Below are 23,878 nucleotides of genomic sequence, written 5' to 3'. Positions count from 1 at the left end.
CTCATGCGAACCGCACGTCGCCGGGCGAGATCCGCAGGCCCACCTCGACTCCGGGGGCGAGGCCGAGCGCCGCCGCCCGATCGGCCGCGATGTCGACGGCCACGTCGGGATCGGCGGTGCGCACCCGCACGCCAGCGGGCGTCTGCTCGAGCCGCGTGATGCGGGCGGTCCAGGCGCCGTCCCCCGACACCGCCCCCGCCGGGCCGAGGTGCACGGCAGACGGCGCGAACACGGCCGCGCGCTCCTCCGTGCCGGCCGTGCCTGCGGCTCCCGTGCCGGCCGTGCCTGCCGCGCCACCCGCGCCACCCGGATCTGCTGCGCCTTCCGCGCCATCGACCGCGAAAATGAGGCCGCCGCTGCGCCAGTGCCCGTCGCGCACCACGCCCGGAACGCGGTTGAGGCCGGCCACGGCCGCGGCGAAGCGCGTCGCCGGTGCGGCGAGCACGTCGCGCACGGGTCCGGACTGGGTAACGCGCCCGGCTTCGAGCACGACGAGCTCGCTCGCGAGGGCGACGGCGTCGACGGCATCGTGCGTCGCGACGATCGCGGTCGTGCGCGTCGCCGACAGCTGTTCGTGCACGAGGGCACGCACGTCGCCCGCCGTCTCGGCGTCGAGCGACGTCAGCGGTTCGTCCAGGAGCAGTACGTCGGGCGTCGTCGCGAGCGCCCGTGCGAGCGCGACGCGCTGCTGCTGACCGCCCGACAGCTGCGCCGGACGACGCTCGGCGAACGCGGCGAGTCCGACGCGGCGCAGCCAGTCGGCCGCGGCGGACGCGGCATCCGTCTTCGTCATCCCGTGCGCCCGCAGTCCGAATGCGACGTTCGCGAGCGCGCTGAGGTGCGGGAACAGCCGCGGATCCTGACCGAGCAGGACGATGCCGCGCCGCGCCGGCGCGACGCTCGGCCCGCCCGGAGCGCTGAGCGTGCGTCCGCCGAAGCGCACGTGCCCGCCGCCCGGGCGCAGCAGTCCCGCGAGCACCGCCAGCAGTGTCGACTTGCCCGCGCCGCTCGGCCCCATCAGGGCCAGGACGTCGCCGGCATCCGCCCGCAGCGAGGCCTCGAGGCGGAACCCCGGGCGATCGACCGCCACGCGGGCGTCGAGCCCTGCCCCGGTGCCCTCACGAGCCACCGCCGCACGCGCCGCCGAACGCGCGCTCACCGCGGCGCCTCCGCCCGCCACGCGCGCACGAGCAGCAGCACGCCGATCGCGGTGACCAGCAGCAGCAGTGACAGTGCGACGGCCGTGCCCTGCGAGACGCCGGCGCCGTTGAACGCGGTGTAGATCGCGAGCGGCATCGTCTGCGTGACCCCCGGCGCGTTGCCGGCGAACAGCGCCGTCGCCCCGAACTCGCCGATCGCGCGTGCGAAGCACAGCACGATGCCGGCGATCAGCCCGGGCGCCGCGAGCGGCAGCGTGACGCGCAGGAGGATCGTCCAGCGACCGGCGCCGAGGCCCGCGGCCGCCTGCTCGTAGCCCACGCCGGTCGCGCGCAGCGAGCCCTCGAGCGCGAGCACGAGGAACGGCAGGGCGACGAAGGTCTGCGCCAGCACCACGGCGGTCGTGGTGAAGGGGATGCGGATGCCCCATTCGGCGAGCGCGCCGCCGAGCGGGCTCGTGCGTCCGAAGAGGAACAGCATCGCCACGCCCCCGACCATCGGCGGCAGCACCAGCGGAACGGTGACGGCGGCACGCAGCACCGCGGCCGTGCGCACGCGGCTGCGGGCGATCAGGAGCGCCAGCGGAACTCCCAGCGCGATGCACGCGAGCGTCGCGACGGCGCCGGTCGCCAGTGAGAGACTGAGTGCCGACAGCGCCTCGGGCGAGGTGATGTCGCTCCACAGCGTCGCCCATTCCACGCGCGCGACGAGCGCGCCGAGCGGAAGGATCAGGAGCGCCAGCCCGACGATCGCCGGCACGGCGAGCACCCGCGGCACGAACCCCTCGCGGGCACCGGCATCGCTTCGGTCGCCGACGCGCTCCGCCGACGGCATGCTCATGGCGCCCCGAACCCCAGCTCCGTCAGGACCGCGCGCGCGTCCGGCGAGGTCACGAATGCGACGAACGCCGCGGCCGCGTCGGGGTTGGACGCCTCCTCGAGCGCCGCGATGGGGTACCGGTTCACGACGCGCTCCGAGCCGGCAGCGGCGACGGCGGCGACCGCGTCGGCGCCCCGCACGTCCGTGGCGTAGACGAGCCCCGCGTCGGCCTCGCCCGCGGCGACCTTGGTGAGCACGGCGGTCACGTTCTGCTCGAGGCTCGCGGGCGCGACCGTGACCGCGTTGTCGGCGAGGAGGGCGACGGATGCCGCACCGCACGGCACCTCGGGAGCGCAGAGGACGACGGTGAGCGCGGGGTCGGCCAGGTCCTCGATCGTCTTGACGCCGCCCGGGTTGCCGCGCGGGACGGCGATCACGAGCGTGTTGGCGGCGAAGTCGCGCGGTTCGGTCGCGAGCCCGGCGTCGACGACGCGCTCCATGGTGCTCTCGTCGGCCGACGCGAACACGTCGGCCGGTGCGCCCTCGACGAGCTGCGTGGCCAGCGTCGCCGAGCCGTCGTACGAGACCGGCAGCACGTCGACCGACGGATGCCTCTGCTCGAACCGCGTCGCCAGCTCGTCGAACGCCGCCCGCAGCGACGCGGCCGCGAAGATCCTCAGTTCGCCGGTGAGCTCGGTGGCCGCGCCGGTGCCCGGCTCTGCGGTGCCGGGTCCGGCGGTGCCGGGTTGCGTGGCCCCGGGCGCGCGGTCGGCGGCCCCGCACGCGGAGACGAGGAGCGCGGCGGCGAGCAGCACGGCGAGGACCGGCGCGGTGCGGCGAGGACGAGGCATCCGGATCGCGTGCCGGCGCAGGAGGCGTGTCGAGGTCATGCGTCAGCCCTTCGGCGCTTCGACGATGACGTGCGTCGCCTTCACGACCGCCGACGCGAGCGACCCGACCTCGAGCCCGAGGTCGTCGGCGGCTTCGGCCGACATGAGCGAGACGACGCGGTGCGGGCCGGACTGGATGTCGATCTGCGCCATGAGCCCGTCGCGCTGGATGCGGGTGACCAGCCCGACGAAGCGGTTGCGGGCGCTCGAGAGCACGTCGGAGGGATCGGCCGGCGCGGAGGCCAGCTCGACGGCGCGGGCGGCGAGGGCGGTACCGGGGATCCGCGCGGGCGACGAGTCCGTCGTGGGAAGCGCACCGGCGTCGACCCAGCGGCGGACGGTGTCGTCGCTCACGCCGAGGAGGCGCGCGGCCTCCGAGATGCGATAGCTGGGCATGACAGCACGGTATCACCGCAGATGCGGGTTGAGAGCCGCATTTTCGGCGCAGATGCGGGGTCGACGGTGCGCCGTCGATCGTCCGCGGCAGGGCAAGAGGGGTCTGCCGGCGCGGGGGCGGAGCCGAGGGAGACCGGTGGACTGCTCCTGCGGACTCGGCGTCCGTGAGACGATGCCCGGGATGGACACCGCAGCCCTCGAGGAACTGCGCGCGCTGCGAGCACGCGCGTACGGCCCGCATGCCGACATCGATCAGGATCCCCGGGCGCTGCGGCGGCTCCGCGAGCTCGAAGCCCAGACCAGCGGATCGACCACCCGCTCCTCGGCCGCCGCGGCGACAGGCGTCACCAGCACGCTGCCGGCGGGATCGCAGCCGCAGCCCGAGTCGGCGGCGCGGGCGGACGTCGCGGTGGATGCAGCTACGGCGGGGATGGCCCCGGGCACGGGGACGGAGGCGGCGCCGGCTGCGGGGACGATTGCAGTCGGCGCAGGGACGCCGGAGGGCGAGGGGGCTCCGGTCGATGGAACGCACGACGATGCCCCGCCGGCGGACTCCGCCTCGTCCGGCAGCGCGGCCGGCCGCCGTCACCGCCTTTCCCGACGGATGCGCTTGCTGTGGGGACTGTCGGCCGTGGCGTCCGCTGCCGTGGCGTCCGGGATCACGTACGCGGTGACATCGATGGCGCCCGTCTCGGTGTCGAGCGGCGCGCCGCAGATCGCCACGCTGAAGCCGTCTCCGCTGATCGAGATCCCCGTCGGCTGGCTCGGCGCAGGGCCGAGCTCTCGCGCTTTCGAGTTCTACGGCTTGACCCTGTTCGAGACCACGCACGGCTACTTCGGGGCGGGCAGCGACTGCTTCACGGCCGTTCCGACGGAACAGCTGCCCGAAGAGGACACCGATACGAACTCGTGGTCGTTCAGCGGCAACATGTACGCCGGGTGCGGTGTCGGGAACTTCCCGGCCACGGTCGAGATCCCGATCGACAGCGGGATGCCGGAGGAGCTCCGCGACCGCTTCCCGCCGGGCAGCGCCCTGCAGTTCGTGCTCGACGGTGACCGGATGGGCGTATTCCTCGACAGCCCCTAGCGCCATACCATCGTTTCTGTGTGCGAATTTCGAATGTCCAGCCTCTTCCGCTATTCGCAGATCTGTTCTATACTGGTGACATGAGCGAACCCCCGCAGCCGGCCGGCGCCGAAGAACCGGCGTCGGCGCGGGAGGGGCTCGAGGATTTCGTGCCGCCGGTGCCCGACGCAGTGGATCTGGTGGTCGAGACGGCGACGATGATGTCGGTGTTCGCGGCGCAGCGGCTGGTACGCGTGGATGCGATGCGGCGCGAGATGCTGGCCGACGCGGCCGGGCGCGGCACCGGCGTGCGGGATGTCGTGGAGCGGTCGATCCGCTTGGAGCTGGCCGCGGCGATGCGGATCACGGAGTACGCCGCGGGCCGGATGATCGCGCAGGCCGAAGCCCTCGTGAACAGGTATCCAGGGGTGCTCGACGCACTGTCGTGCGGGCGGGTCACCGAGAAGCACGCCGAGATCTACGTCGATCTCGTCGACGCCGTCGACCCGGAGCTGCGCGGCCGGGTGGTGGATGCAGGTCTGACGTTGGCCGAGGCGGAGCCGGTCGGGTCGTTCCGTCGAGCACTGAGCGACCTCATCGCCCGGGTCGAGGCGGCCACCCTGGAGCAGCGATTCGAAGCCGCGGTCACGCAGCGGCGGGTATGGGTGGATCGGGGGCCCGACGGGATGGGACTGCTCGGGCTGCACCATCCTGCGGTCGAGGTGCACGCCATCCATTCCCGGATCACCGCGATGGCCAAGGCCATCGCCGCCGCCGAGGGTGAGACGCGTACGCTCGACCAGATCCGTGCCGACCTCGTCGCCGACCTGCTCATCGACGGCACCACCTCCCACGTGCCGGCGGCAGCCTCCGGCATCCGGGCACAGGTCGTCGTCACGGTCCCCGCCCTCGCGCTCCTCGACGACGACGCCGAACTCGATGCCGATACGGCCGCGGCGATCGACGCGGATGCGGATGCCGCGACCGACGCGGATGCCCGAGCGAAGACGGATGCCGTCCCCGACACGGGCGCCACCACCACGATGGGTGCGGAGGCTGCGACCGATGCGGGTGCCACTACGCCGATCGGCGACCCGCCGGTGGTCGAGGGCGTCGGCCCGATCCCGCTCTCGATGGCACGGCGCCTGTGCGGCGGCGACGCCCGGTGGATGCGGGTGCTCACCCATCCCGAGTCGGGCATCGTCCTGTCCGTCGGCCGCGACCGATACAAACCACCCGCAGCCCTCCGGCGACTCGTGAGATGGCGCGCCGATCGGTGCATGGGTCCGGGGTGCGGCATGCCCGCGTCCCGCTGCGAGATCGACCACCAGATCCGCTGGGTCGATCGCGGCGAGACGTCCCTCGAGAACACGGCCCCGTTCTGCAAGGGCCACCACCTCGTCAAAGACAACACCGACTGGGTCGTGAGGCAGGTTCCCGGCAGCGGCGGCGCCATCCGATGGATCTCGCCCACCGGACGCAGCTATGTCGTCCAACCCGAGAGACGGGTCCCCGCCTTCACGACGACGGGTCGCGATCCCGGCGATCCTGCCCCGTTCTGAGACCGGGCAGAACCGGCGAACACCGACGGCAACGAGCCGCACCGGGGAGAACGAGCCGCACGACCGGGGCGACCGGCCGGGAGCACTCCCCCGACCGGTCGCACCGGTTGCTCAGCCGATCAGTGGACGGCGATCAGATCGTTCGCCCATCCGATCATCCGGGCTCCGAACTCGGCTTCGACGGCCTTGCCGAGCTGCCCCTCCAACTGCTCGACGATCGCCGCGAGCTGGTTGACCTCGGTGGGGTGCTTGCCCGACGCGTGGCTCTTCAGCGCCGCGTTGAGCTTGTCCCGCAGACCCTTCTCGACCTTCACGTCCGTCACGAGCGACTCCGCGACCGCCCGGGTGAGGTTGTTCGAGAGCGACTCCGTCGTCGCGAGCAGCGTGAACGCCCGCGTGGCCGTGGCCGTATTGCCGACGAAGTCGGTCGCGGTCGCCTCGACGGCGTGCGCGCCGGTGTCGAGCGTGAACATGTCGAGCACGTGACCCGAGGGCACCTCGACGCCGTCGAACTGCACCGACTGCGTCTCCACCCCGCTGAGCGAGTCCGTGATCGTGTACTGCACGCTCGCGAAGTCGTCGCTGTCGTAGCCGGTGGCAGCCGGCTCGGTGAGCTCGATGACCGGCGCGGTGCGGTCGACCCGCAGGATCTGCGTGCCGCTCACGGTCTCGCATTCGCTCGACGCCCGCCAGTCGATCACCCACGGGATGGTCTCGGCGGCGTCTGCGGGCAGGGCGAACTCGGCGACCGGCCCGTCCACGGTCGTCCAGCCCTGCGGTTGCGAGCCGTGCGGGTACACGGTGTAGCTGGTCGACAGCGACTCGGGCGTGAAGGACTCGTCGGCCGCGGTGAGCGTGAACGTGTGATCCACGCCGACCCACTGCACGCCCGCCACCACCGCGGCGTCGCCGCTGATCTCGAGGGCGGCGCCCAGCGAACCGTCGATCCAGGCGGGCGCCGTCGGCGCGTCGCCGTGGTCGGGGAAGTTCATCCCCGGCCGGTACCACGCGCCGTTCTCCCAGTCGCGGAACACATCGCGGAAGGCCGACCGCGCCACGCACGACTCCCACAGCGGCATCTGCCCGGTGCCGGCGTAGTGGGGCTCCTCGTCCGAGTGGTGCCCGGGGTCGGGCGATTCGAACACCGGCTTGCGATCGGCACGCCACGCGTGGTCGGAGTCGATCGAACGCAGCCACGGCTTGCCGTCGAGACCATCGATCATGACGTTCGCGGGGCGGTCCGCCGAGTCGGCGTACAGGGCCGTCGACACGTGCGGCAGCAGGCCGGCACTGCGATGGTCCGCGATCACCTGGTTGAGCCCGTTCGCGTCGAGCAGGAGCAGCTTCGACATCTGCACGGCGTCGTACGCCGGTTCGAAGTCCTCCAGCGTCCACTCCGCGCTGTCCTTCAGACGCGACGACGCGACGACGGTGCCGTCCGGCAGCTCGATCTGGTCGCCCACGAGCGGGTCGACGAGTCCCATGACGGCGTCCAAGTACTCCCGGTCCCCCTCTTCGAAGAGGTCGACGTGCACGGGCGCGTCCGAGAAGGGCACGTCGATGTCGGCCGAGCCGACCTCCATCCAGTACGTCGGGTGCTTCAGGAAGCTCGCCAGCTGCTCCACGTCGAAGCCGAGGGCCTCGGAGGTGAGATCGAGCAGCAGCTGCTTGGCGTCGGCGAGCAGCGGATCGAGGATGTCGATGTCGGGCATGATCTCCTGCATCAGGTCCTGCAGCCACAGGAAGACGTCGCCGCCCTCCTCGACGACCTCGCCCACGAAGTCGGGCGCACCCAGCATCGACAGCAGGTACTCGTTCACGAAGCCGGGCTTGTCGGTCTCGTTCAGCCCACCCAGCGTGTACCCCGCGACCTGCAGGATCCCGATGCCGTCCTCGCACTTGGCACGATCCGTGTCGAGCACCTCGTCGGTCTCGCCCTCCTCGGCATCCCCATCGCACAAGAAGTTCTGCGCGTCGCGGTAGGTTCCGGCGTCGAACAGCGTGCGCGAGAGCGCCTCGCCGAGCTCGGGCCAGTGCCGCAGGCCCCGGTCGATGTCGGCGATCCACGCATTCAGATAGGCGATCGCGGGCGGGTTGACGAACGCGTCGTCCGCCCCGTCGATCGGATCCCATGCGCACGGCGAGTCGATGCACTGCATCACGGGGATCGACGTCTGCACGATGCCACGCACGGTGCTGGCCTGGACGGGCAGGTCGATGTCGATGCAGTCCTCGGTCTCGAACAGGCACTCCGTCTGTGCGAGATCCGCCTGGAGCTTCGCGCGCTCGATCTCGAGCTCGGCCTTCAGATCGATGAAGTAGTCGATGAGCGGGCCGCGATTCGGCTCGGGCTCGTCGCCGACCGTGTACGGCTTGCCGGGGCATCCGTCATCGGCCGTTCCGTCGCCGTCGTCGTCGATGCCGTCACCGCACGTGCCGACCGGCAGCGGGTTCGCGGGGTTCACGAGAGTGTCGTAGATCCAGCCGGTCGGTGCCGAGTACGCGAACGCGGGCGTGGCGTCGTCGCTGTACTCGGGACCGGTCTCGTCGGTCTCACCCGGCACCTGGCTGCGCAGCGGGTTGCCGTCGAAGCCGGGGGTCGCGTCGCCGACGTATCCCTCGGCGATCACGTGCCGCAGCGCGATCTCGGCGGCGGTCGGGTCGTCGCCGACCTCGAGGATGTCGCCCACGCCGGGGAAGACGCCCTGCGCCACCTGGTTGATGAGCGTGTGGGCCCACATGTCGCCGGCGGCATGGGTCAGGAATCCGTGGGCGAAGGCCAGGATCTGCTCCTTCTCGGCCACGGAGCGGTTCGCGTCGTCCTGCGCGTCCCACGCGGAGGTGAGCACATGCTCGAGCCACTCGCCGGTCTCTTCGGGGTGGATCACGGCCTGCCCATAGGCGAGGTCGGGAAATCCGTCAGGGCCGATGACGCCGGCGTTGTACGCGGCGGGCTGGTTGCGCAGCGCGGTCACGATGTCGGCGCGCACGGCGTACTCGGTGCCTGCGATGGTCACGTTGCCGTCGGCGACGACGTCGTCGTACGCGTTCTCGGCGGTGACGTTGTGGGTGTACGGCTTGAAGGCGGCGGCAGGAAGCGCCGTGGCGACGAGCGCAGTCGCGGTGAGCGACGCCGCCGCGGTGAAGCCGACGGCGAGCCGTGCAACGCTGCGGCGCCGGCCGATGGTGCCAGACATGGGTTTCCTCTCGAACAGAGTCGGTCGAACGGGGTTGATGTGCACGAGCGTGGCGCGAGGCGACCGCCCGCCGGATGGGGGACGCATGCTCAGATCGCGCCGGTCGATTACTCAGTCGCTACTCAGACCCGCACCCGGTTCCCCCCGGCGTAGCCTGAGGACATGGCGTTTCCTCCACTCGTCGAGCCCGTCGCGCGACTGAGCGACGCCGAACAGACCCGCACCGCCCGGCACCGGGTGCTGGCGGGATTCGGCGACGACGCGCAGCGGCGACTGGCCGCCGCTCACGTCGCGGTCGTCGGTGCCGGCGGACTCGGCTCGCCGGCGGTGCTCGCCCTCGCCGCCGCCGGCGTCGGCACCATCACGGTCATCGACGACGACCTGGTCGAGGCGTCCAATCTCCAGCGCCAGGTGATGCACCGCGTCACCGACGTGGGCGCGCGCAAGGTCGACTCGGCCGTACGCGTCGCCGCCGACCTCTCCCCCACCACCGTGGTGCGCCCGCTCGCCGCGCGGCTCACGCCCGAATCGGCGCGCGAGCTGCTCGACGGCGCCCACGTCGTCATCGACGGCTCCGACACGTTCGAGACGCGCGAGGCCGTCGCCGCGGAGTGCGAGCGGCTCGGCGTTCCGCTCGTGTGGGGCGTGGTGCAGGAGTTCCACGCGCAGGCCACCGTGTTCTGGTCGGCGCCTCCCGCCGGTGTCACGCCCGTGCGCCTCGCTGACCTGTACCCGACGGATGCCGAGCGCGACGTCCCGACCTGCGCCCAGGTCGGCGTGCTCGGTGCCCTGTGCCTCCAGGTCGGCGCGCTGCTGGCGACCGAGGCGATCAAGCTCCTCACGGGCACCGGCGATCCGCTGCTCGGTCGCGTCGTGGTGATCGACGCGCTCCGCGGCCGCACCAGCGAGGTGCCGCTGAGGCCCGCCTCCGCCCGGCGCGCGTCCGCCCCGGTCGCCGGCGCGGTGCCCCGCATCCGTCAGCTGAACCCCCAGGAGACCGCCGACGCGCAGCGCGCGGGCGCCGTCGTGCTCGACGTCCGCGAGCCGTTCGAGACCGCGCAGGGCGTCGTCCCCGACTCGGTGCTGATCCCGCTCGCCGACGTGCTCGCCGAACCCGGACGCGCCGGACGCGGACCGGTGGTCGTCGTCTGCCAGGTCGGGATGCGCGCGCAGCGCGCGGCCGCGGCCCTGCGTGCCGCGGGAGTCGAGGCATCCGTCCTCGCCGGCGGGATCGAGGCATGGCAGCGCGCCGGCGCACCCGTGACGGTGCCCGCGTGAGCGGCCTGCGCACGGTCGAGCGGCACCTCGACGACGTCCTCGCCGCCGCCGCTCCGCTCGAGGCCGAGCGCGTCGCCCTCGACGCCGCGCACGGCAGCACGCTGCGCGAGCCGGTCCTCGCCGCGGTCGACCTCCCCGGCTTCGACAACTCCGCCATGGACGGCTTCGCCGTGCGCTTCGCCGACGTCGCGGCCGCCTCGCCCGACGCGCCCGTGACGCTCCACGTGATCGCCGACCTGCCCGCGGGCACCGCCGACGACCCGGCGCTGGGGTCCGGGCAGGCGGCCCGCATCATGACGGGGGCACCGGTGCCGACCACCGCCGACGCCATCGTGCCGTTCGAAGACACCGCCGGCGGCCTCGCGGACTCGCTGGGCGCCATCGCCGTGCAGCGCGCACCCCGCGCTGTCGGAGCCCACATCCGCCGCGCCGGCGAGGATGCGGGAACGGGCGACGAAGTGCTCGCGGCGGGGACTCCGCTCGGCCCGCTGCAGCTCGCCGCGGTCGCCGCCGCCGGAGTCGCGGAGGTCGTCGTGTCGCGTCGGCCCCGCGTGGCCGTGATCTCGACCGGCAGCGAGCTCACAGAACCCGGCGCACCGCTGCGGCGAGGCCGGATCCCCGAGTCGAACAGCCGCGCCCTCAGTGCCCTCGCCACCGAAGCAGGCGCCGTCGTCGTGCGACGCACCAGCGTGTCGGACGAAGGCGGTGAGCTCGACCGCGTCCTCGCAGAGGTGACCGACGCGGCCTCGCCCGAGCGCGCCGACGTCGTGATCTTCTCGGGAGGCGTGAGCGCCGGCGCCTACGAGGTCGTCAAGACGACCCTCGCCGGCACCATGGAGTTCTCGAAGGTCGCGATGCAGCCCGGCAAGCCGCAGGGCTTCGGCCGTCTCCCCGGGGGAACGCTCCTGTTCGGCCTTCCCGGCAACCCGGTGAGCGCGGCGGTGTCGTTCGAGGTGTTCGTGCGCCCGGCGCTGCTGCGCATGCAGGGCCGCGGCGACCTTCGGCGCCCCGTCATCGCGGTGCCCGCAGCCGCCGGGTGGCGCACGCCGCCGGGCCGTCGTCAGTACCTGCCGGTGACCATCGACCGCGCCGACCCACGACGGTGGAGCGCGCGGCCCGCGACTTCCGGCGGGTCGCATCTGGCCGGCGGCCTCGGCCGCGCCGAGGCGTACGCGGTCGTGCCCGCAGAGGTCGACGCCGTCGCGGCGGGCGACATCGTCGATGTCATGCTGATCTCATGACCACCGAGAAGCCGCAGACGTTCACCCACCTCGACGAGGCGGGCAACGCGCGCATGGTCGACGTCACGCTCAAGCAGCCCACCGTGCGCTCGGCGACCGCACGCGGATTCGTCCGCTGCGCGCCCGACGTCGTCGCGGCGCTGCGCGACGGCACCGTGCCCAAGGGCGACGTGCTCGCCGTCGCCCGTGTCGCGGGCATCCAGGCCGCCAAGCGCACGCCCGAACTGCTCCCGCTCGCGCACGTCATCGGCGTCCACGGCGCCGCACTCGACCTCGCCGTCGAGGACGCCGGCGTCGCCATCGAGGCGACGGTACGCACCGCCGACCGCACCGGCGTCGAGATGGAGGCGCTCACCGCCGTCTCGGTCGCGGCCCTCGCGATCGTCGACATGGTGAAGGGCCTCGACAAGGCCACCTCGATCGAGGACGTCCGCATCGTCGCGAAGACCGGCGGCAAGAGCGGCGACTGGGCTCGCCCGGGCGAGGCATGACGCCCGGACCCCGGCCTGCAGCGGGGGCAGACGATGCCTCCGATCGCAACGGTGGCTCCGCGCCCGGAGGTGGTGACGTCCCCGGCGGGATCGGCGCGATCCTGCTCGCCGGCGGCCGAGCCAGCCGCGTCGACGGCGCAGCCAAGCCGCTGTTCGAGGTCGGCGGCCGCACGCTCCTCTCGGCCGCCGTGACGGCGGCGACGGATGCCGGAGCCCGCCCCCTCACCGTCGTGGCACCGATCCTCGACCCGGCGTTGCCGATCACCTGGGTGCGGGAGGACCCGCCGTTCGGCGGCCCGGCGGCGGCGATCGTCGCCGCCCTCGCGTCGTGGCCGGAGGACGCCGACCCCGAGTGGACGCTCGTGCTGGCCTGCGATCTCCCCTCCGCCGGCGCGGCGGTGCGCCGGCTCCTGGCCGACATCGTGCTCCTCCCCACCGACACCGACGGCATCTGCCTCGGCGACGCATCGAGCAGGCCCCAATGGCTGACCGGCGCGTACCGCACGCGCGCGCTGCGAGCCGCGGCATCCGCCCTCCCGGGTCGCGGGCACGGCGCATCGGTGCGCGCGCTCGTCGACGACCTCGCCGTCGCGGTCGTCACCGCCGACGACGCACTGACCCGCGACGTCGACACGTGGCAGGATCTGGAAGAGGCCCGCACACGAGCGCGCGCCGCCCCCACCGCACCGGAGGAATCATGAGCGAGCAGAGCCGCACCCTTCCGCCCGAGGCACTCGACGCGTGGGCCGAGGCCCTGCGTGAGAGGCTGGGCCTCGCCGAGGCCGACGTGCCGGTCGCCGCGGTGCTCGACCTCGCGCGCGACGTCGCGAACGGGGTCGCCCGTCCCGCCGCGCCGCTGGGCGCGTTCGCCGCAGGACTGGCCGCCGGCCGTGCCGGTGCCGACCCGGCAGAGGTGCGCGCAGCGCTCGCAGCGGTCACCGAACTGGCCGAGGGGTGGGATTCGTAGTGGCCGTCGTCCGCTACTTCGCCGCCGCGCAGGAGGCGACCGGCCTCGACACCGAGCGCCGCGCCGAGGCCACCCTCGGCGAGCTGCGCCGCGCCGTCACGGCCGCCTATCCGGGGCTCGCGGCGGCATCCTCCCCCGCTGCGCCGTGCTCGTCGACGGCTCCCGCGCCGACGACGACACCCCGCTGGCGTCCGACGACCTCGTCGACGTCCTGCCGCCCTTCGCCGGCGGCTGAGCCCCGGGGCCCGGCGCCGGATCGATGCCCCGGCGCCCGGGCGGACCTAGCCGCCGAGGCCGAGCCAGGAGGCGGTGCCATCGGACTCGACCTGCTTCTTCCACACCGGGAGATCGGTCTTGATCGTCTCGATGAGGGTGCGGCACACCTCGAACGCCTCGGCACGGTGCGCGGACGCGACCGCGATGACGACCGCCGCGTCGCCCACCTCGAGCGTGCCCACCCGGTGCGAGACGGCCACCAGCGCCCCGGTCGATCCCACGGCGGCCGCCGCCAGCCGCGCGAGCGCGGCCTCGGCGTCGGGGTGCGCGGAGTACTCCAGCGCCACGACGGCGGTCGCGGCATCCGGGTCGTGATCGCGAACGCGCCCCACGAACGTCGTGACCGCGCCCATGCGGGGGTCGTCGATCGCGCGCAGGTGCGCGTCGAGGTCGAGCGGCTCGGCACTGATCGCCGCGACGCGCACGTCGCCCCGCGAGTCATCCATCAGTGATCACCGCCGCCGAGCTGGTCGAGCACGTGACGGGCCACCGAGAGCACCACCGGCATCCCCGACGCGACCCCCGAGGGAGAACCCGGCAGGTTCACGATGAGCGCGCCGTGCGGATCGACGACGCCGGCGATCCCCCGCGTGAGCAGGCTCGCGGGCTTCTCGGCGGCGCCCCGGCGGCGCAGGTCCTCGGCGATGCCGGGGACCTCGCGCGTGACGACGCGCGAGGTGCCCTCGGGCGTCTGATCGCGCGGACCGACGCCGGTGCCGCCGCTCGTGATGATGAGCTTGGCGCCCGCGACCACCTCGACCGTCAGCGCGCGCTCGACGTTGTCGGCGCCGTCCGACACGACCACCGCGTCGGCGCAGTCGAAGCCGGCCTCGCGCAGTGCGGCGACCGCAAGGGGTCCGCTCGCATCTTCGCGCTCGCCGGCGGCGGAGCGGTCCGAGACGGTGATGACGGCGGCTCGGGTCATGCCCCCAGCCTATGCACGCGGACTCTCACCCGCGCGCGGGCTCCGGCACCCGTCGCTCGAGCCGCACGATGACGGACTTCGAGGTCGGCGTGCCGCTGACGTCGGCGACCGAGTCGAGGGGAACGAGCACGTTCGTCTCGGGATAGTACGCCGCGGCGTTGCCGCGCGGGGTGCGGTAGGCGACGACGCGGAACTCCTCGGCCCGGCGCTCCTCGAGCGTGCCGTCGGGACGACGCCACTCCGACACCAGGTCGACGATCTCGTCCTCGGCGAAGCCCAGCGCCACGATGTCCTTCGGGTTGACCAGCACGACGCGCCGCCCGCCGTGGATGCCCCGGTAGCGATCGTCCTTGCCGTAGATCGTGGTGTTGTACTGGTCGTGCGAGCGGAGGGTCTGCAGCAGCAGCCGACCGCGCGGGATGCGCGGGTACTCCAGCGGGTTCACGGTGAACCGCGCCCTGCCGTCGGGCGTCGCGAACCGCCGCGCGTCGCGAGGCCCGTTCGGCAGGTGCAGCGTGCGACCCCTGTCGATGCGCTCCTCGTAGTCGTCGAAGCCCGGCACCACCTGCTCGATATGCGCCCGGATGAGCGCATAGTCCGTCTCGAGCGCCGCCCACTCCGCCTGGGGGGCATTCCGGGGTTCGGTCGTCGAGGATCCCCCGAAGAGCAGGGCGCACAGCCGTGCGACGATCGCCACCTCGCTCAGCAGGTCGTCGGACGGCGGCGCCAGGCGCCCGCGCGAGGCGTGCACGGCGCCCATGGAGTCCTCGACCGTGACCTTCTGCTCGCGGCCGCCGCGCCTATCGCGGTCGGTGCGGCCGAGCGTCGGCAGGATGATCGCGCGCCTTCCGGTCACCACGTGCGAGCGGTTGAGCTTCGTCGACACCTGCACCGTCAGGCCGACGCGGCCCATCGCCGCCTCGACCACGCGCGTGTCGGGGGTCGCCGACACGAAGTTGCCGCCCATGCCCATGAAGAACCGCACGCGGCCGTCGCGCATCGCCCGGATCGCCTGGACCGTGTCGAACCCGTGCTCGCGCGGGGCGGCGAACGCGAACTCGGCGTCGAGCGCGTCGAGGAACGCGGCCGACGGCTTCTCGTAGATGCCGACCGTGCGGTCGCCCTGCACGTTCGAGTGCCCGCGCACCGGGCACACCCCGGCGCCCCGGCGCCCGATGTTGCCCTGCAGCAGCAGCACGTTCACGATCTCGCGCAGCGTCGGCACCGAGTGCTTGTGCTGGGTGAGCCCCATCGCCCAGCACACGATCGTCGCCTTCGACTGCCGCACCAGCTCGCCGACGCGGCGCAGCGTCTTCTCGGGAAGCCCGGTGGCGGCGACGAGCTCGCGCCACGAGGCATCCGTCATCGCCCGACGGTACGCGTCGAAGCCGCTCGTGTGCGCCGCGATGAACTCGTGGTCGAGCACCGCCGCACCGCTCCCCGAGCCCTCCGGCGCGCCGGCGCCCTCGCCCAGCGCGAGCGCATCCGCCTCGAGCAGGTGCTTGCCGATCGCCTGGAACAGGGCCTGATCGCCGCCGAGGCGGATCTGCACGAACTCGTCGGCGAGCTTGGTGCCTCCGAACGCGACGCCGCGCACCGTCTGCGGGTTCTCGAACCGCATCAGCCCGGCCTCGGGCAGTGGGTTGACGGCGATGATCGTGGCGCCGCGCTGCTTGGCCTTCTCGAGCGCCGACAGCATGCGCGGGTGGTTCGTGCCGGGGTTCTGACCGGCCACGATCAGCAGGTCGGCGTCGTGGATGTCGTCGATCGACACCGTGCCCTTGCCGATGCCGATGGTCTCGTTCAGCGCCGAGCCCGACGACTCGTGGCACATGTTCGAGCAGTCGGGCAGGTTGTTCGTGCCGAGCCCGCGCACGAGCAGCTGATACAGGAACGCCGCCTCGTTCGACGTGCGACCCGACGTGTAGAACACCGCCTCGTCCGGATCGTCGAGCGCACCCAGCTCGTCGGCGATCACGCGCAGCGCGTCGTCCCACGAGATCGGCCGGTAGTGGGACGCCCCCTCGTCGAGCATCATCGGATGCGTCAGCCGCCCCTGCTGGCCCAGCCACCAGTCGTCGTGCGCGCGGAGGTCGTCGATCGAGTGCGCGGCGAAGAACTCGGGCCCGACGCGGCGCAGCGTCGCCTCCTCGGCGACAGCCTTCGCGCCGTTCTCGCAGAACTCCGCGACGTGGCGGCGCTCCTCTTCGGGCCACGCGCAGCCGGGGCAGTCGAAGCCGTCCTTCTGGTTGACCCGCATCAGCGTCTGCACCGAGCGGGCCACGCCCATCTGCTCGTTCGCGATCTGCAGCGCGTGCAGCACCGCGGGCACGCCTACCGCGACCTTCTTCGGTCGCGTGACGTGCACCCGGGTCTCGTCGATGTCGGCAGTGGGGGGCTTCGTCGCCATGCTTCCAGGCTATTCCCGCCCGGCCTCGCCGGGGCCGGCGGTTCCCATTCGACGGGAGTTCAGCAGAGATCGACGGATGCCGGGGGCCGCGGCCGAGGCCGGGTCACCACCCGCTCCACCACGCACGCACGGTCCCCCGCAGCTGCTCGCTCGTCACCGCACCGTGATCGGGAGACGACACCGACGCGCGGGAGTCGGCCGACGCCGCGCGGTTGTCGCCCATGACCCAGACCGCGCCGCGGGGCACCGTCACCCGGAACGGGATGTCGCCGCCGGGGCGCGAGCCTGCGGCATACTCCTCGTCGACCGCCTCGCCGTTGACGACGAGGCGGCCGCTCCCGGTCTCGCAGCACACCACGACGTCGCCGGCGATGCCGACGACGCGCTTGACGAGGAGGGCGCCGACCTCGCCCGACCAGCCCTGACGGTCGCTCAGCAGCACGATGTCCCCGCGTGCCGGAGGCGTCCACCGGTCGAACACGACGAGGTCGCCGCTGCGCAGCGTCGGGGTCATCGAGTCGTTGCGCACGGTCGCCACCCCGAACGCCGCGAGGATCAGACCCGCCGCGACCAGGGGCGCGAGCACGGCCGCAGCCGACCGCAGCGCCCGGCGACGCGGGGCCGCGATCACGGCGCCTCCGCGAGGAGGGCCGTCATCGCGGAGATCTCCCGCTCCTGTTCGACGAGCACGTGCTTGCCCGACGTGCGCACGAAGGCGTTGGACCCGTACCGCACCGCGCGCTCCCCCATCTCGAGCGCGCCCTCGTGGTGCACGATCATGAGCTCGAGGAACATGCGGTCCGCGGCCTCGCCCTCGGCCGCCGCGAGCGCCGCGAGCTGCGCCGGGGTGGCCATGCCCTTCATCTCGGCGTGCCCGTGGTCGCCGCATCCCGTCACGACTGCCGCCGGGCCGGCGTGCGCGCCGCCGGCGTGCCCGGCACCGGTCCCCTCGGCCGGCATCGCGCGCCGCCACGCGTCCTGCCAGGCCCGCATCGTCCCGATCTCGGCGGTCTGGTCGGCGACGATGAACTCGGCCAGCGCCCGCGTCCGCTCGCGCACGCCGGCCGCATCGAGCACGAGCCGGCTGAGCTCGAGCGCCTGCTCGTGATGCGGGATCATGCCCTCGATGTAGCAGTGGTCCTCGAGGGTCGGGAAGACGGCGGTCGCGGCATCCGTCGCCCGCTGCGCCGCCGCCTGCGGAGCCGACGCGACCGACGTGGTCGCACCGAGCGTCACGACGGCCGCCGCAGCGAGCCCTGTCGTCGCGGCGAGCACGACGCCGAGGGCGGCGATCCGGTTGCGCATGCGGGAGTCCCTTCTGGTGAGCGGATGCCGCGGGGCGGCGCGTCGGTTCGCGCCGCCCCGCGGCGGGGTTCAGGCGTGCGCCCTGGCTGCCTGCTGACGCCGCTGGTACCACGCGGTGCCCGCGAGACCGGCACCGGCGACCAGCAGCACGAGGCCCGACAGCAGCCACCGGTTCGCGTCGGTGCCCGTCGTCGCCAGCGCTCCGAGGATCGCGGACGGCGAAGCGGCTGCCACCATGAAGGTGCCCTGCGCGACCGCTGACGACGTCTGCCCGGTCAGCACCAGCGTGTGCTCGCCGGGGGACGTGTCGGACGGGACGATGAACTGCGCGGTCACCACTCCCTCGTCATCGGCGAGGAACGTCCCGACGTCGACCGGGTCGGAGTGCAGCACGGCGCTCACGGTCTCGCCCGGGGCGAAACCGCCCGCCGTCGCCGTCTGCGTCCCTCCCGGAGCGACCTCGGCGTGGCCGAACGTCACCGAGGCGACGTCCGGGGTGGGCTCCGCGGTCGGCCCGGTCGTCGGCTCGGTGGTCGGCTCGGTCGTCGGCTGCGCCGTCGGCTCGGTCGTCGGAGTCGGCGTCGGCGACGCGGTGGGCATGGGCGTGATGTTGGGGTTCGGCACCCCGCGCATGTCGCCGTTGACCCACTTGCGGCCCTCGGGGATGTTCGGCGCCTGAGCGGCGAAGTCCCGCGGGTAGAGCGTGAAGCCCTGCCAGTGGATCGGCATGGGGCTCTGGTCCTCATCGCGGTTGATGTGGTGGAAGCCCACGTTCACCCACGCCACCGGGTCGGTGAGCGACTCGGCGTCGGCGATGTAGTCCGTCACCATCTGCCCCGCCTTGGACGGGATGAGGTTGTAGCTCGCGTGCAGCTCGTCCGACTTGGCGTTGGTGAACGCGATGTCGTAGTCGGTCTCGGGGTTGAGGTTGTACGCCTGGTCGCGCGGCACGATGATCTCGTACGAACGGGCGTGGCCGTCCGCGTTGAGGCTCTCGGGGTTGACCACGCGGTAGGCCTCGCGGTTCGCCCCCATCGTCTTGGTCTCGGTGGTGACCGGCGTGATCTGGGTGTCGAGGATGGCGGTGTGACCGGTGTCGCCGGTCGTGCCGTGCTCGCCCGTGTGCGTGGTCGCGAACTTCTCGACGATCTGGCTGGTGCCGGAGTCGAGGCCGAAGTCCACGCGCCAGAACGCGGAGTGGTAGTGGTTGACCGCGAAGTCCTCCTGGCCCGGTGCGAGCGGCCACCCGTGGTTGACGACGTTCACGTAGTCGTTGGGCGACAGGTCGCCGGTGGCGCCGAGGCGCACCGAGATCTCGCCGTCGTCGTGGAACCGGTACTCGGTCTGGTACTCGTACCAGCCGATGCGCGACACCGAGTGGAGCACGAGGTCGGTGCCCTGGGCGGCATACAGCGCGTCCCGCGCGATGTTCGAGCGATACGCCAGGCCCGAGTCCTCCTCGCCGATGCAGACGGCCGGGATCACTCCGCGCGTCGCGTCGACCCACGACGCGCGCACCTCGCCGACCGGGCAGTCGACGGCCTCGATCGCCTGCAGCCGACGGCCGCCCACCTGGTAGGTGGTGACGTCGTTGTACTCGGTCGCGCCGGTGTCGTACGGCACGTTCAGCTGCGCGAGGGCGATCGAGTCGAGCACGAGGATCGGCGCGGCGTCGTCGCGCGGCTGGTACGCGATCTTGTCGAGCACGAGGCCGCGGTACGAGTCGATGCGCCAGCACATCTGCCAGCTCGACCCGGACTCGAGGGTCTCCGAGACGAGCGAGTCGCCGGAGCAGGAGGCCTCGGTGACGGTCTGCGCGGAGGCGGCGGCCGGGGCGGACAGGACGAGTCCGCCGGCGAGGACGGCCATCGCCAGGCCGGCGCCGAAGACCCGCCGAAGGGGGGTTCGTTTCATGTGGGTGTTCTCCATGGTCATGAGATGGTCAGGACTTCTCGGGTCGACAGGTTGACGACGAAGGTGCTGGTGGTGAGGAACGCGCCGCCGTCGACCTGGGCCAGCAGCTGCACGCACCGGTCGACGCCGCACGCCTCGGCGCCGAAGGCTCCGGCATCCGTCACGAAGGAATGCGCCGTGAGCTCGACCTCGGCCGAGGCCGGAGTGAGGACCGAGCCGCCGGTGAGGCTCGCGAACTCGTCGACGACGGGCTGGGCCGCGTCGGAGTCCAGCAGCAGCTCCCACGCGAACGAGGTCTCGGCGTCGGTCGGTGCGGGCTGGGTGCCCGACGCGCGCTCGACCGCCTCGATGACGCCGCGGGTGACGTTGACGATCATGCTGACCGTCTCTTCGGTGGCGTAGTCGTAGTAGAGCGACAGCAGCCGGCGCTGGCCGTCGCCGTACGCCTGCGGGTCGGCGACGTCGGTCGACAGGAACTGCATGCCGGGCTGGCCGAACACGTCCTGTCCGGTCGAGAACGCCGGGTCCTGCGCGCCGAGGAAGCGGACGTACTCGACCTCGGCACCGCTGAGCTGGTCGTACGCGGCGGCGATCGTGGCGGGCTTGGCGATCTGCTCGGCCTTCTCGGGTGCGTCCTCGTCGGTGCTGTCGGCGGCAATCGGAGTCGAGGCCGGCGTCTCGGGCGACGAGGTGGCCTGGACGGCGGTCTGCGTCGCGAACACCAGCGCGACCGCGGCGGCGCCTGCAGCGACGGCCGAGCCGATGCCGAGGGCACGCGGCGTGAGGAGGCGGGCCCATCGCTGCGACTGCGAGCCGGGCGGCGGATCCTCTCCGGGGGAGTGCTGTGTGTGGGTCACAGGGTTCCTTTCGATGGCGTCGATGTCGGAAGACGCGGCCGACGACTCGCGTCGCGCCGATTCTTCGCGTTCGCCGTTTCCTCGCCGTGTGCTCACTCGAACGCCCCGCGAAAACCCGATGAGACACCGGAGCCGGCATCCGGCTCGCCCGTCTCACGCGCTGTCACGCGCGCGAAACACGGTCTGCGGTTGCGTGCAACGCAGCGCGGCTAGCGTCACAGCCACCCAGACACGTGCGGCGAGGGAGGACGGGTGAGCGCACTCGCGGACGCGATCAGCCGGGCCCGCCCGCGGGTCGATCTCGGCGCGAGCTCGCCGTTCGCGGGCCTGCGGCGCCGGCACGCGCACACCGTCGACGTCGTCGCGCAGTCGGTGGCCGCGACGGCGCCTGCGGGCGTCCTGCTGGTGCACCCGGCGGCCGCGTACGCCCGCAGCGGGTCGTTCGGGTTCATCGACATCGCGATCACGATCGCCCTCGTCATCGGCGTCGCCCTCGTCATCGGGATGTTCGCGCGGCGGATCGCCAGCACGGGGTCGCTGTACACATTCGTCGCGCGCGGTCTCGGCACGCACGCCGGCCTCGTCGCCGGCACGGCGCTCGGCGCGGGATACCTGGCCGTCGCGATGAACACGCTCCTTTCGGGCTCGTCACGCGTGGCCCAGCTCGTCACCGGTTCACCGGAGCCGCCGCCCTGGCTGGTGTGCGCCCTCGTCGGCGGCTTCGGCTGCGTGATCGCCGCCCTCGTGGCGCGGGGTCTGCGCATCTCGACGCGCATCCTGCTCGTGCTGGAATCCGTCGCGGTGCTGACGGTCATCGGGCTGTCGATCGCCGCCCTCAGCCTCACGAGGTGGGACCTGGGCCTTCTCGTGCCGGACTCGGCCGACTTCTCGCTCGACGCGATCGTGACGGGCGTGGCATTCGCCCTCATCGGGTTCGTCGGGTTCGAGAGCGGCACGGCGCTCGGGCCCGAGACCCGCCGCCCCTATGCCGCGGTGCCGCGGGCGATCCTCGTGAGCGTCGGCGCCACCAGCCTCGTGCTGCTCGTCGGCACCGCCGCGCAGCTGTCGATCGTCGCCGAGCAGCCCGGGGCGCCGTCCCTGGCGGCCGTCACCGGTCTCGCACCCCTCATCGACGGGATCGTGGCGATCTCGTTCCTCGCGTGCGCGCTCGCGATGACGAACGCGGCGACGCGGCTCGCGTTCGCCATGAGCCGCGAGGGCCTCCTCCCGCCCGCGCTCGGGCGGGTGTCACGGCGCGGCGTGCCGGCGGTGGGCGGCGTGCTGCTCGCGGCCGCCGTCACCGCGGTGCCGCTCCTGGTGCTCGCGCTGGGCGGCAGCCGGCAGGACCTGCGGATCGTCACCTCCCCCGCCTCGATCGTCGGCTTCCTCGTCGCGTACGCCCTGGTGTGCGCCGCGGCGCCGGTCTTCCTCGCCCGCATCGGCGAGCTGACCGCGCGCGCCGTCGTGCTGGCCGCCGTGCCCTTGCTCGGCCTCGTGGGAGTGCTGGGCTTCTATCTCGTCGCGACGATGCGTGACAACCCCGTGGGTCTGCTCTGCGCCCTCGCCGGCCTGTGCGCGATCGCCATGGCCGGGGCCGTGCGGGTGGCGCGGCATCCGCACGTCGGCGATCGGGTCGGGGTGCACGACTGGCCGGTCGACGGCGACTGCATCGACGGGGCGACACGGCAGTGAGCGCCGCCGGCCTCGCGCGCGAACCGCGCCTGCCCGAGAGCGGGCTGGGGCTGGCCCTCGAGATCCTCGAGCAGGTGGCGCGCGAGCACCACGGCGCGACGGCCGCCGACATCGCCCGCGCGGTGGGTGCGCCCCGGGCCACGGTGTACCGCGTCGTCAACTCGCTCGTGCGCGACGAGTACCTCGTGCGCCGGGCGGACTTCTCGGGCTTCATGCTCGGCACGCGCGTGCTCGAGCTCGCGGCGGTCGTGGGCGCCCGCACCCGGCCCGACCACGCCGACGTCGTCGACCGGCTCCGACGCGAGACGGGCGAGGCGGTGCACCTGTTCGGGTTCCACCGCGACGGACTCGTGCTGCTCGACGAGGATCCGGGCCTGCCGCTGTCGGATCTCGAGTCGCTGCTGTCGGACCCGACGCGGTCCGCGACCGGCCACCTGTGGCTCGTCGATCATCCCGAGCGCACCATCCCCCGCGCGCCGCGCTGGCGGGTCGCTCCGTCGCCCGACCAGCGGCAGGCGATCGAGGAGGCGTACTCGGTGCGCGGCTATGCGGAGCAGGCGGCGATGCTCGCGCCCGACCGGGGCTGCCTCGCGGTGCCCATCCGCGACGAGCGCTCCCGCCCTGTCGGGGCCGTCTGCCTCGCGACCAGCACGTCGCGCCTCTCGCTCGCGGCGCGGTACGTCGGCGCGCTCCGTGACGCGGCGCGCGCGCTCGCGCCGGCCGCGAGCCTCAGCCAGTGGTGACGTACCCCCGGCTCAGGGCGATGACGCAGCGAGCTCGTCGAGCGCGGCCAGATCGGCCTCGGCGTGCGCCAGCACGCGGCGTGCCGATTCCGCCACCGCCGGGTGCGGGGCGCCGTCGAGCACGAGGGTGACGAGCGCGACCATCCCGGCGGTCTGGTCCCGCAGGATCCCGGTGAACTCGCGCTCGGCGGCGGGCGGTGCGGCGTCGGCGAGCGCGAGCTGCCGGCTCCACGACGGCATGCCCGGCATCTGCGCATGGTCGGCGCCGTGCCCGCCGCACAGGCCGTCGGCGGGCGGCGTCGCCGGACGCGCGTCGGCCCACGACACGTACCACTCACGCAGGTCGTCGAGCTCGGCGACGGCACGCTCGGCGACGGCGTCCGCCAGCGCGCGGGCGGCCGGCGCGGTCCCCTCCTTGCGCAGCAGGGTCCGGGCGAGCTCGGACTCCTCGACGCGGTAGTAGATCATCGCCTCGACGTAGCAGTAGTCGTCGGCCGTCACGGCTGCCGACGCCGACGGCACCACGGACGATGCGGGCGCGGTGGGCGCGGCATCCGGGACTCCCCCGCTCGAGGCGGCCACCGCGAGCGCGACCGCCGCGCCCGCCGTCGCGACGGCGAGCGTCAGCGCCACGACGACGACGGGCTTGCGCACGGCGGAACCTTCCGGAGAGGACCGATCCGCTCGGGCC

The 23,878-nt window shown here is 73.2% G+C and carries 22 protein-coding genes and 1 pseudogene; 10 read left to right on the top strand and 13 right to left on the bottom strand.

The window, feature by feature from the left end; all coding sequences use genetic code 11:
- Nucleotide 1: 1 nt before the first annotated feature.
- Genes IM778_RS03955 through IM778_RS03940 form a run of 4 tightly spaced genes read right to left on the bottom strand, consistent with a single transcriptional unit; the run spans nucleotide 2 to nucleotide 3,263 of the window.
- On the bottom strand, nucleotides 2-1,159 hold the full coding sequence (locus IM778_RS03955) for a sulfate/molybdate ABC transporter ATP-binding protein (RefSeq protein WP_228484737.1): 1,158 nt from the start codon (nucleotides 1,157-1,159) through the stop codon (nucleotides 2-4).
- Nucleotides 1,156-1,998, bottom strand: coding sequence for an ABC transporter permease (locus IM778_RS03950; protein ID WP_194410786.1), 843 nt, complete (start codon nucleotides 1,996-1,998; stop codon nucleotides 1,156-1,158). The genes IM778_RS03955 and IM778_RS03950 overlap by 4 nt, the downstream gene beginning before the upstream one ends.
- Nucleotides 1,995-2,867: a molybdate ABC transporter substrate-binding protein gene (gene modA / locus IM778_RS03945; protein WP_228484736.1), complete on the bottom strand. Its 873-nt coding sequence runs from the start codon at nucleotides 2,865-2,867 to the stop codon at nucleotides 1,995-1,997. The genes IM778_RS03950 and modA overlap by 4 nt, the downstream gene beginning before the upstream one ends.
- 3 nt (nucleotides 2,868-2,870) lie before the next feature.
- Nucleotides 2,871-3,263 carry a TOBE domain-containing protein gene (locus IM778_RS03940; protein WP_194410785.1) on the bottom strand — a complete coding sequence of 131 codons (393 nt, stop codon included), beginning with the start codon at nucleotides 3,261-3,263 and terminating at the stop codon, nucleotides 2,871-2,873.
- A 181-nt stretch (nucleotides 3,264-3,444) separates the two neighbouring features.
- Between IM778_RS03940 and IM778_RS03935 the strand changes: the two genes are divergently transcribed.
- Complete coding sequence (locus IM778_RS03935; protein ID WP_194410784.1) at nucleotides 3,445-4,350, top strand: hypothetical protein; 906 nt, start codon at nucleotides 3,445-3,447, stop codon at nucleotides 4,348-4,350.
- 80 nt (nucleotides 4,351-4,430) lie between these two features.
- Entirely contained in the window at nucleotides 4,431-5,891 is a 1,461-nt protein-coding gene (locus tag IM778_RS03930; protein ID WP_194410783.1) for an HNH endonuclease signature motif containing protein, read from the top strand.
- A gap of 119 nt (nucleotides 5,892-6,010) precedes the next feature.
- Here the strand turns inward: IM778_RS03930 and IM778_RS03925 are convergent, their stop codons facing one another.
- Nucleotides 6,011-9,088 carry a hypothetical protein gene (locus IM778_RS03925; protein WP_194410782.1) on the bottom strand — a complete coding sequence of 1,026 codons (3,078 nt, stop codon included), beginning with the start codon at nucleotides 9,086-9,088 and terminating at the stop codon, nucleotides 6,011-6,013.
- Nucleotides 9,089-9,250: 162 nt separating this feature from the next.
- On the opposite strand from IM778_RS03925, the gene IM778_RS03920 reads away from it, so the two are divergent.
- From IM778_RS03920 to IM778_RS03895, 6 genes and pseudogenes are all read left to right on the top strand, one after another.
- Complete coding sequence (locus tag IM778_RS03920; protein WP_194410781.1) at nucleotides 9,251-10,366, top strand: ThiF family adenylyltransferase; 1,116 nt, start codon at nucleotides 9,251-9,253, stop codon at nucleotides 10,364-10,366.
- The gene (locus tag IM778_RS03915) at nucleotides 10,363-11,607 is read left to right on the top strand and encodes a molybdopterin molybdotransferase MoeA (RefSeq protein ID WP_228484735.1); all 1,245 of its coding nucleotides are present in this window, start codon (nucleotides 10,363-10,365) and stop codon (nucleotides 11,605-11,607) included. The genes IM778_RS03920 and IM778_RS03915 overlap by 4 nt, the downstream gene beginning before the upstream one ends.
- Complete coding sequence (gene moaC / locus IM778_RS03910) at nucleotides 11,604-12,098, top strand: cyclic pyranopterin monophosphate synthase MoaC (RefSeq protein ID WP_194410779.1); 495 nt, start codon at nucleotides 11,604-11,606, stop codon at nucleotides 12,096-12,098. Before IM778_RS03915 ends, moaC begins: the two co-directional genes overlap by 4 nt.
- Entirely contained in the window at nucleotides 12,095-12,799 is a 705-nt protein-coding gene (gene mobA, locus IM778_RS03905; RefSeq protein ID WP_194410778.1) for a molybdenum cofactor guanylyltransferase, read from the top strand. Before moaC ends, mobA begins: the two co-directional genes overlap by 4 nt.
- A complete protein-coding gene (locus IM778_RS03900; RefSeq protein WP_194410777.1) occupies nucleotides 12,796-13,065 on the top strand; it encodes a DUF6457 domain-containing protein in 270 nt (89 codons plus the stop codon). Before mobA ends, IM778_RS03900 begins: the two co-directional genes overlap by 4 nt.
- Nucleotides 13,065-13,300: pseudogene (locus IM778_RS03895) on the top strand (MoaD/ThiS family protein). Before IM778_RS03900 ends, IM778_RS03895 begins: the two are co-directional and overlap by 1 nt.
- 46 nt (nucleotides 13,301-13,346) lie before the next feature.
- Here IM778_RS03895 and IM778_RS03890 read toward each other — a convergent pair.
- The 7 genes from IM778_RS03890 to IM778_RS03860 all read right to left on the bottom strand — a co-directional run bounded on the left by IM778_RS03890 (nucleotide 13,347) and on the right by IM778_RS03860 (nucleotide 20,752).
- A complete protein-coding gene (locus IM778_RS03890) occupies nucleotides 13,347-13,787 on the bottom strand; it encodes a molybdenum cofactor biosynthesis protein MoaE (RefSeq protein ID WP_194410776.1) in 441 nt (146 codons plus the stop codon).
- Nucleotides 13,787-14,266 (bottom strand): MogA/MoaB family molybdenum cofactor biosynthesis protein, encoded by a 480-nt coding sequence (locus IM778_RS03885; protein ID WP_194410775.1) that lies wholly within the window; start codon nucleotides 14,264-14,266, stop codon nucleotides 13,787-13,789. Before IM778_RS03885 ends, IM778_RS03890 begins: the two co-directional genes overlap by 1 nt.
- 25 nt (nucleotides 14,267-14,291) lie before the next feature.
- The gene (locus tag IM778_RS03880) at nucleotides 14,292-16,676 is read right to left on the bottom strand and encodes an FdhF/YdeP family oxidoreductase (protein WP_194410774.1); all 2,385 of its coding nucleotides are present in this window, start codon (nucleotides 16,674-16,676) and stop codon (nucleotides 14,292-14,294) included.
- A 103-nt stretch (nucleotides 16,677-16,779) separates the two neighbouring features.
- A complete protein-coding gene (gene lepB, locus IM778_RS03875) occupies nucleotides 16,780-17,307 on the bottom strand; it encodes a signal peptidase I (RefSeq protein ID WP_194410773.1) in 528 nt (175 codons plus the stop codon).
- A complete protein-coding gene (locus tag IM778_RS03870) occupies nucleotides 17,304-17,981 on the bottom strand; it encodes a DUF305 domain-containing protein (protein ID WP_194410772.1) in 678 nt (225 codons plus the stop codon). The genes lepB and IM778_RS03870 overlap by 4 nt, the downstream gene beginning before the upstream one ends.
- Before the next feature lie 69 nt (nucleotides 17,982-18,050).
- Nucleotides 18,051-19,895, bottom strand: a complete 1,845-nt coding sequence (locus IM778_RS03865; RefSeq protein WP_194410771.1) for a copper amine oxidase — start codon at nucleotides 19,893-19,895, stop codon at nucleotides 18,051-18,053.
- A gap of 17 nt (nucleotides 19,896-19,912) precedes the next feature.
- Complete coding sequence (locus tag IM778_RS03860; protein WP_194410770.1) at nucleotides 19,913-20,752, bottom strand: hypothetical protein; 840 nt, start codon at nucleotides 20,750-20,752, stop codon at nucleotides 19,913-19,915.
- 252 nt (nucleotides 20,753-21,004) lie between these two features.
- On the opposite strand from IM778_RS03860, the gene IM778_RS03855 reads away from it, so the two are divergent.
- The gene (locus tag IM778_RS03855; RefSeq protein ID WP_194410769.1) at nucleotides 21,005-22,444 is read left to right on the top strand and encodes an APC family permease; all 1,440 of its coding nucleotides are present in this window, start codon (nucleotides 21,005-21,007) and stop codon (nucleotides 22,442-22,444) included.
- Nucleotides 22,441-23,187: an IclR family transcriptional regulator gene (locus IM778_RS03850; RefSeq protein WP_194410768.1), complete on the top strand. Its 747-nt coding sequence runs from the start codon at nucleotides 22,441-22,443 to the stop codon at nucleotides 23,185-23,187. The genes IM778_RS03855 and IM778_RS03850 overlap by 4 nt, the downstream gene beginning before the upstream one ends.
- Before the next feature lie 12 nt (nucleotides 23,188-23,199).
- Here IM778_RS03850 and IM778_RS03845 read toward each other — a convergent pair whose 3' ends face one another.
- Nucleotides 23,200-23,841, bottom strand: coding sequence for a DUF305 domain-containing protein (locus IM778_RS03845; protein WP_194410767.1), 642 nt, complete (start codon nucleotides 23,839-23,841; stop codon nucleotides 23,200-23,202).
- Nucleotides 23,842-23,878 lie beyond the last annotated feature (37 nt).

Source organism: Microbacterium cremeum, from assembly GCF_015277855.1.
GTDB classification, from domain to species: domain Bacteria; phylum Actinomycetota; class Actinomycetes; order Actinomycetales; family Microbacteriaceae; genus Microbacterium; species Microbacterium cremeum.
This window is presented reverse-complemented; position numbering and strand designations above follow the sequence as displayed.

Coding starts and splice junctions, on each gene's coding strand:
- IM778_RS03950 (WP_194410786.1), bottom strand. CDS start 1,998: ATGAGCATGCCGTCGGCGGAGCGCGTCGGCGACCGAAGCGATGCCGGT.
- modA (WP_228484736.1), bottom strand. CDS start 2,867: ATGACCTCGACACGCCTCCTGCGCCGGCACGCGATCCGGATGCCTCGT.
- IM778_RS03940 (WP_194410785.1), bottom strand. CDS start 3,263: ATGCCCAGCTATCGCATCTCGGAGGCCGCGCGCCTCCTCGGCGTGAGC.
- IM778_RS03935 (WP_194410784.1), top strand. CDS start 3,445: ATGGACACCGCAGCCCTCGAGGAACTGCGCGCGCTGCGAGCACGCGCG.
- IM778_RS03930 (WP_194410783.1), top strand. CDS start 4,431: ATGAGCGAACCCCCGCAGCCGGCCGGCGCCGAAGAACCGGCGTCGGCG.
- IM778_RS03925 (WP_194410782.1), bottom strand. CDS start 9,088: ATGTCTGGCACCATCGGCCGGCGCCGCAGCGTTGCACGGCTCGCCGTC.
- IM778_RS03920 (WP_194410781.1), top strand. CDS start 9,251: ATGGCGTTTCCTCCACTCGTCGAGCCCGTCGCGCGACTGAGCGACGCC.
- moaC (WP_194410779.1), top strand. CDS start 11,604: ATGACCACCGAGAAGCCGCAGACGTTCACCCACCTCGACGAGGCGGGC.
- mobA (WP_194410778.1), top strand. CDS start 12,095: ATGACGCCCGGACCCCGGCCTGCAGCGGGGGCAGACGATGCCTCCGAT.
- IM778_RS03900 (WP_194410777.1), top strand. CDS start 12,796: ATGAGCGAGCAGAGCCGCACCCTTCCGCCCGAGGCACTCGACGCGTGG.
- IM778_RS03890 (WP_194410776.1), bottom strand. CDS start 13,787: ATGGATGACTCGCGGGGCGACGTGCGCGTCGCGGCGATCAGTGCCGAG.
- IM778_RS03885 (WP_194410775.1), bottom strand. CDS start 14,266: ATGACCCGAGCCGCCGTCATCACCGTCTCGGACCGCTCCGCCGCCGGC.
- IM778_RS03880 (WP_194410774.1), bottom strand. CDS start 16,676: ATGGCGACGAAGCCCCCCACTGCCGACATCGACGAGACCCGGGTGCAC.
- IM778_RS03870 (WP_194410772.1), bottom strand. CDS start 17,981: ATGCGCAACCGGATCGCCGCCCTCGGCGTCGTGCTCGCCGCGACGACA.
- IM778_RS03865 (WP_194410771.1), bottom strand. CDS start 19,895: ATGAAACGAACCCCCCTTCGGCGGGTCTTCGGCGCCGGCCTGGCGATG.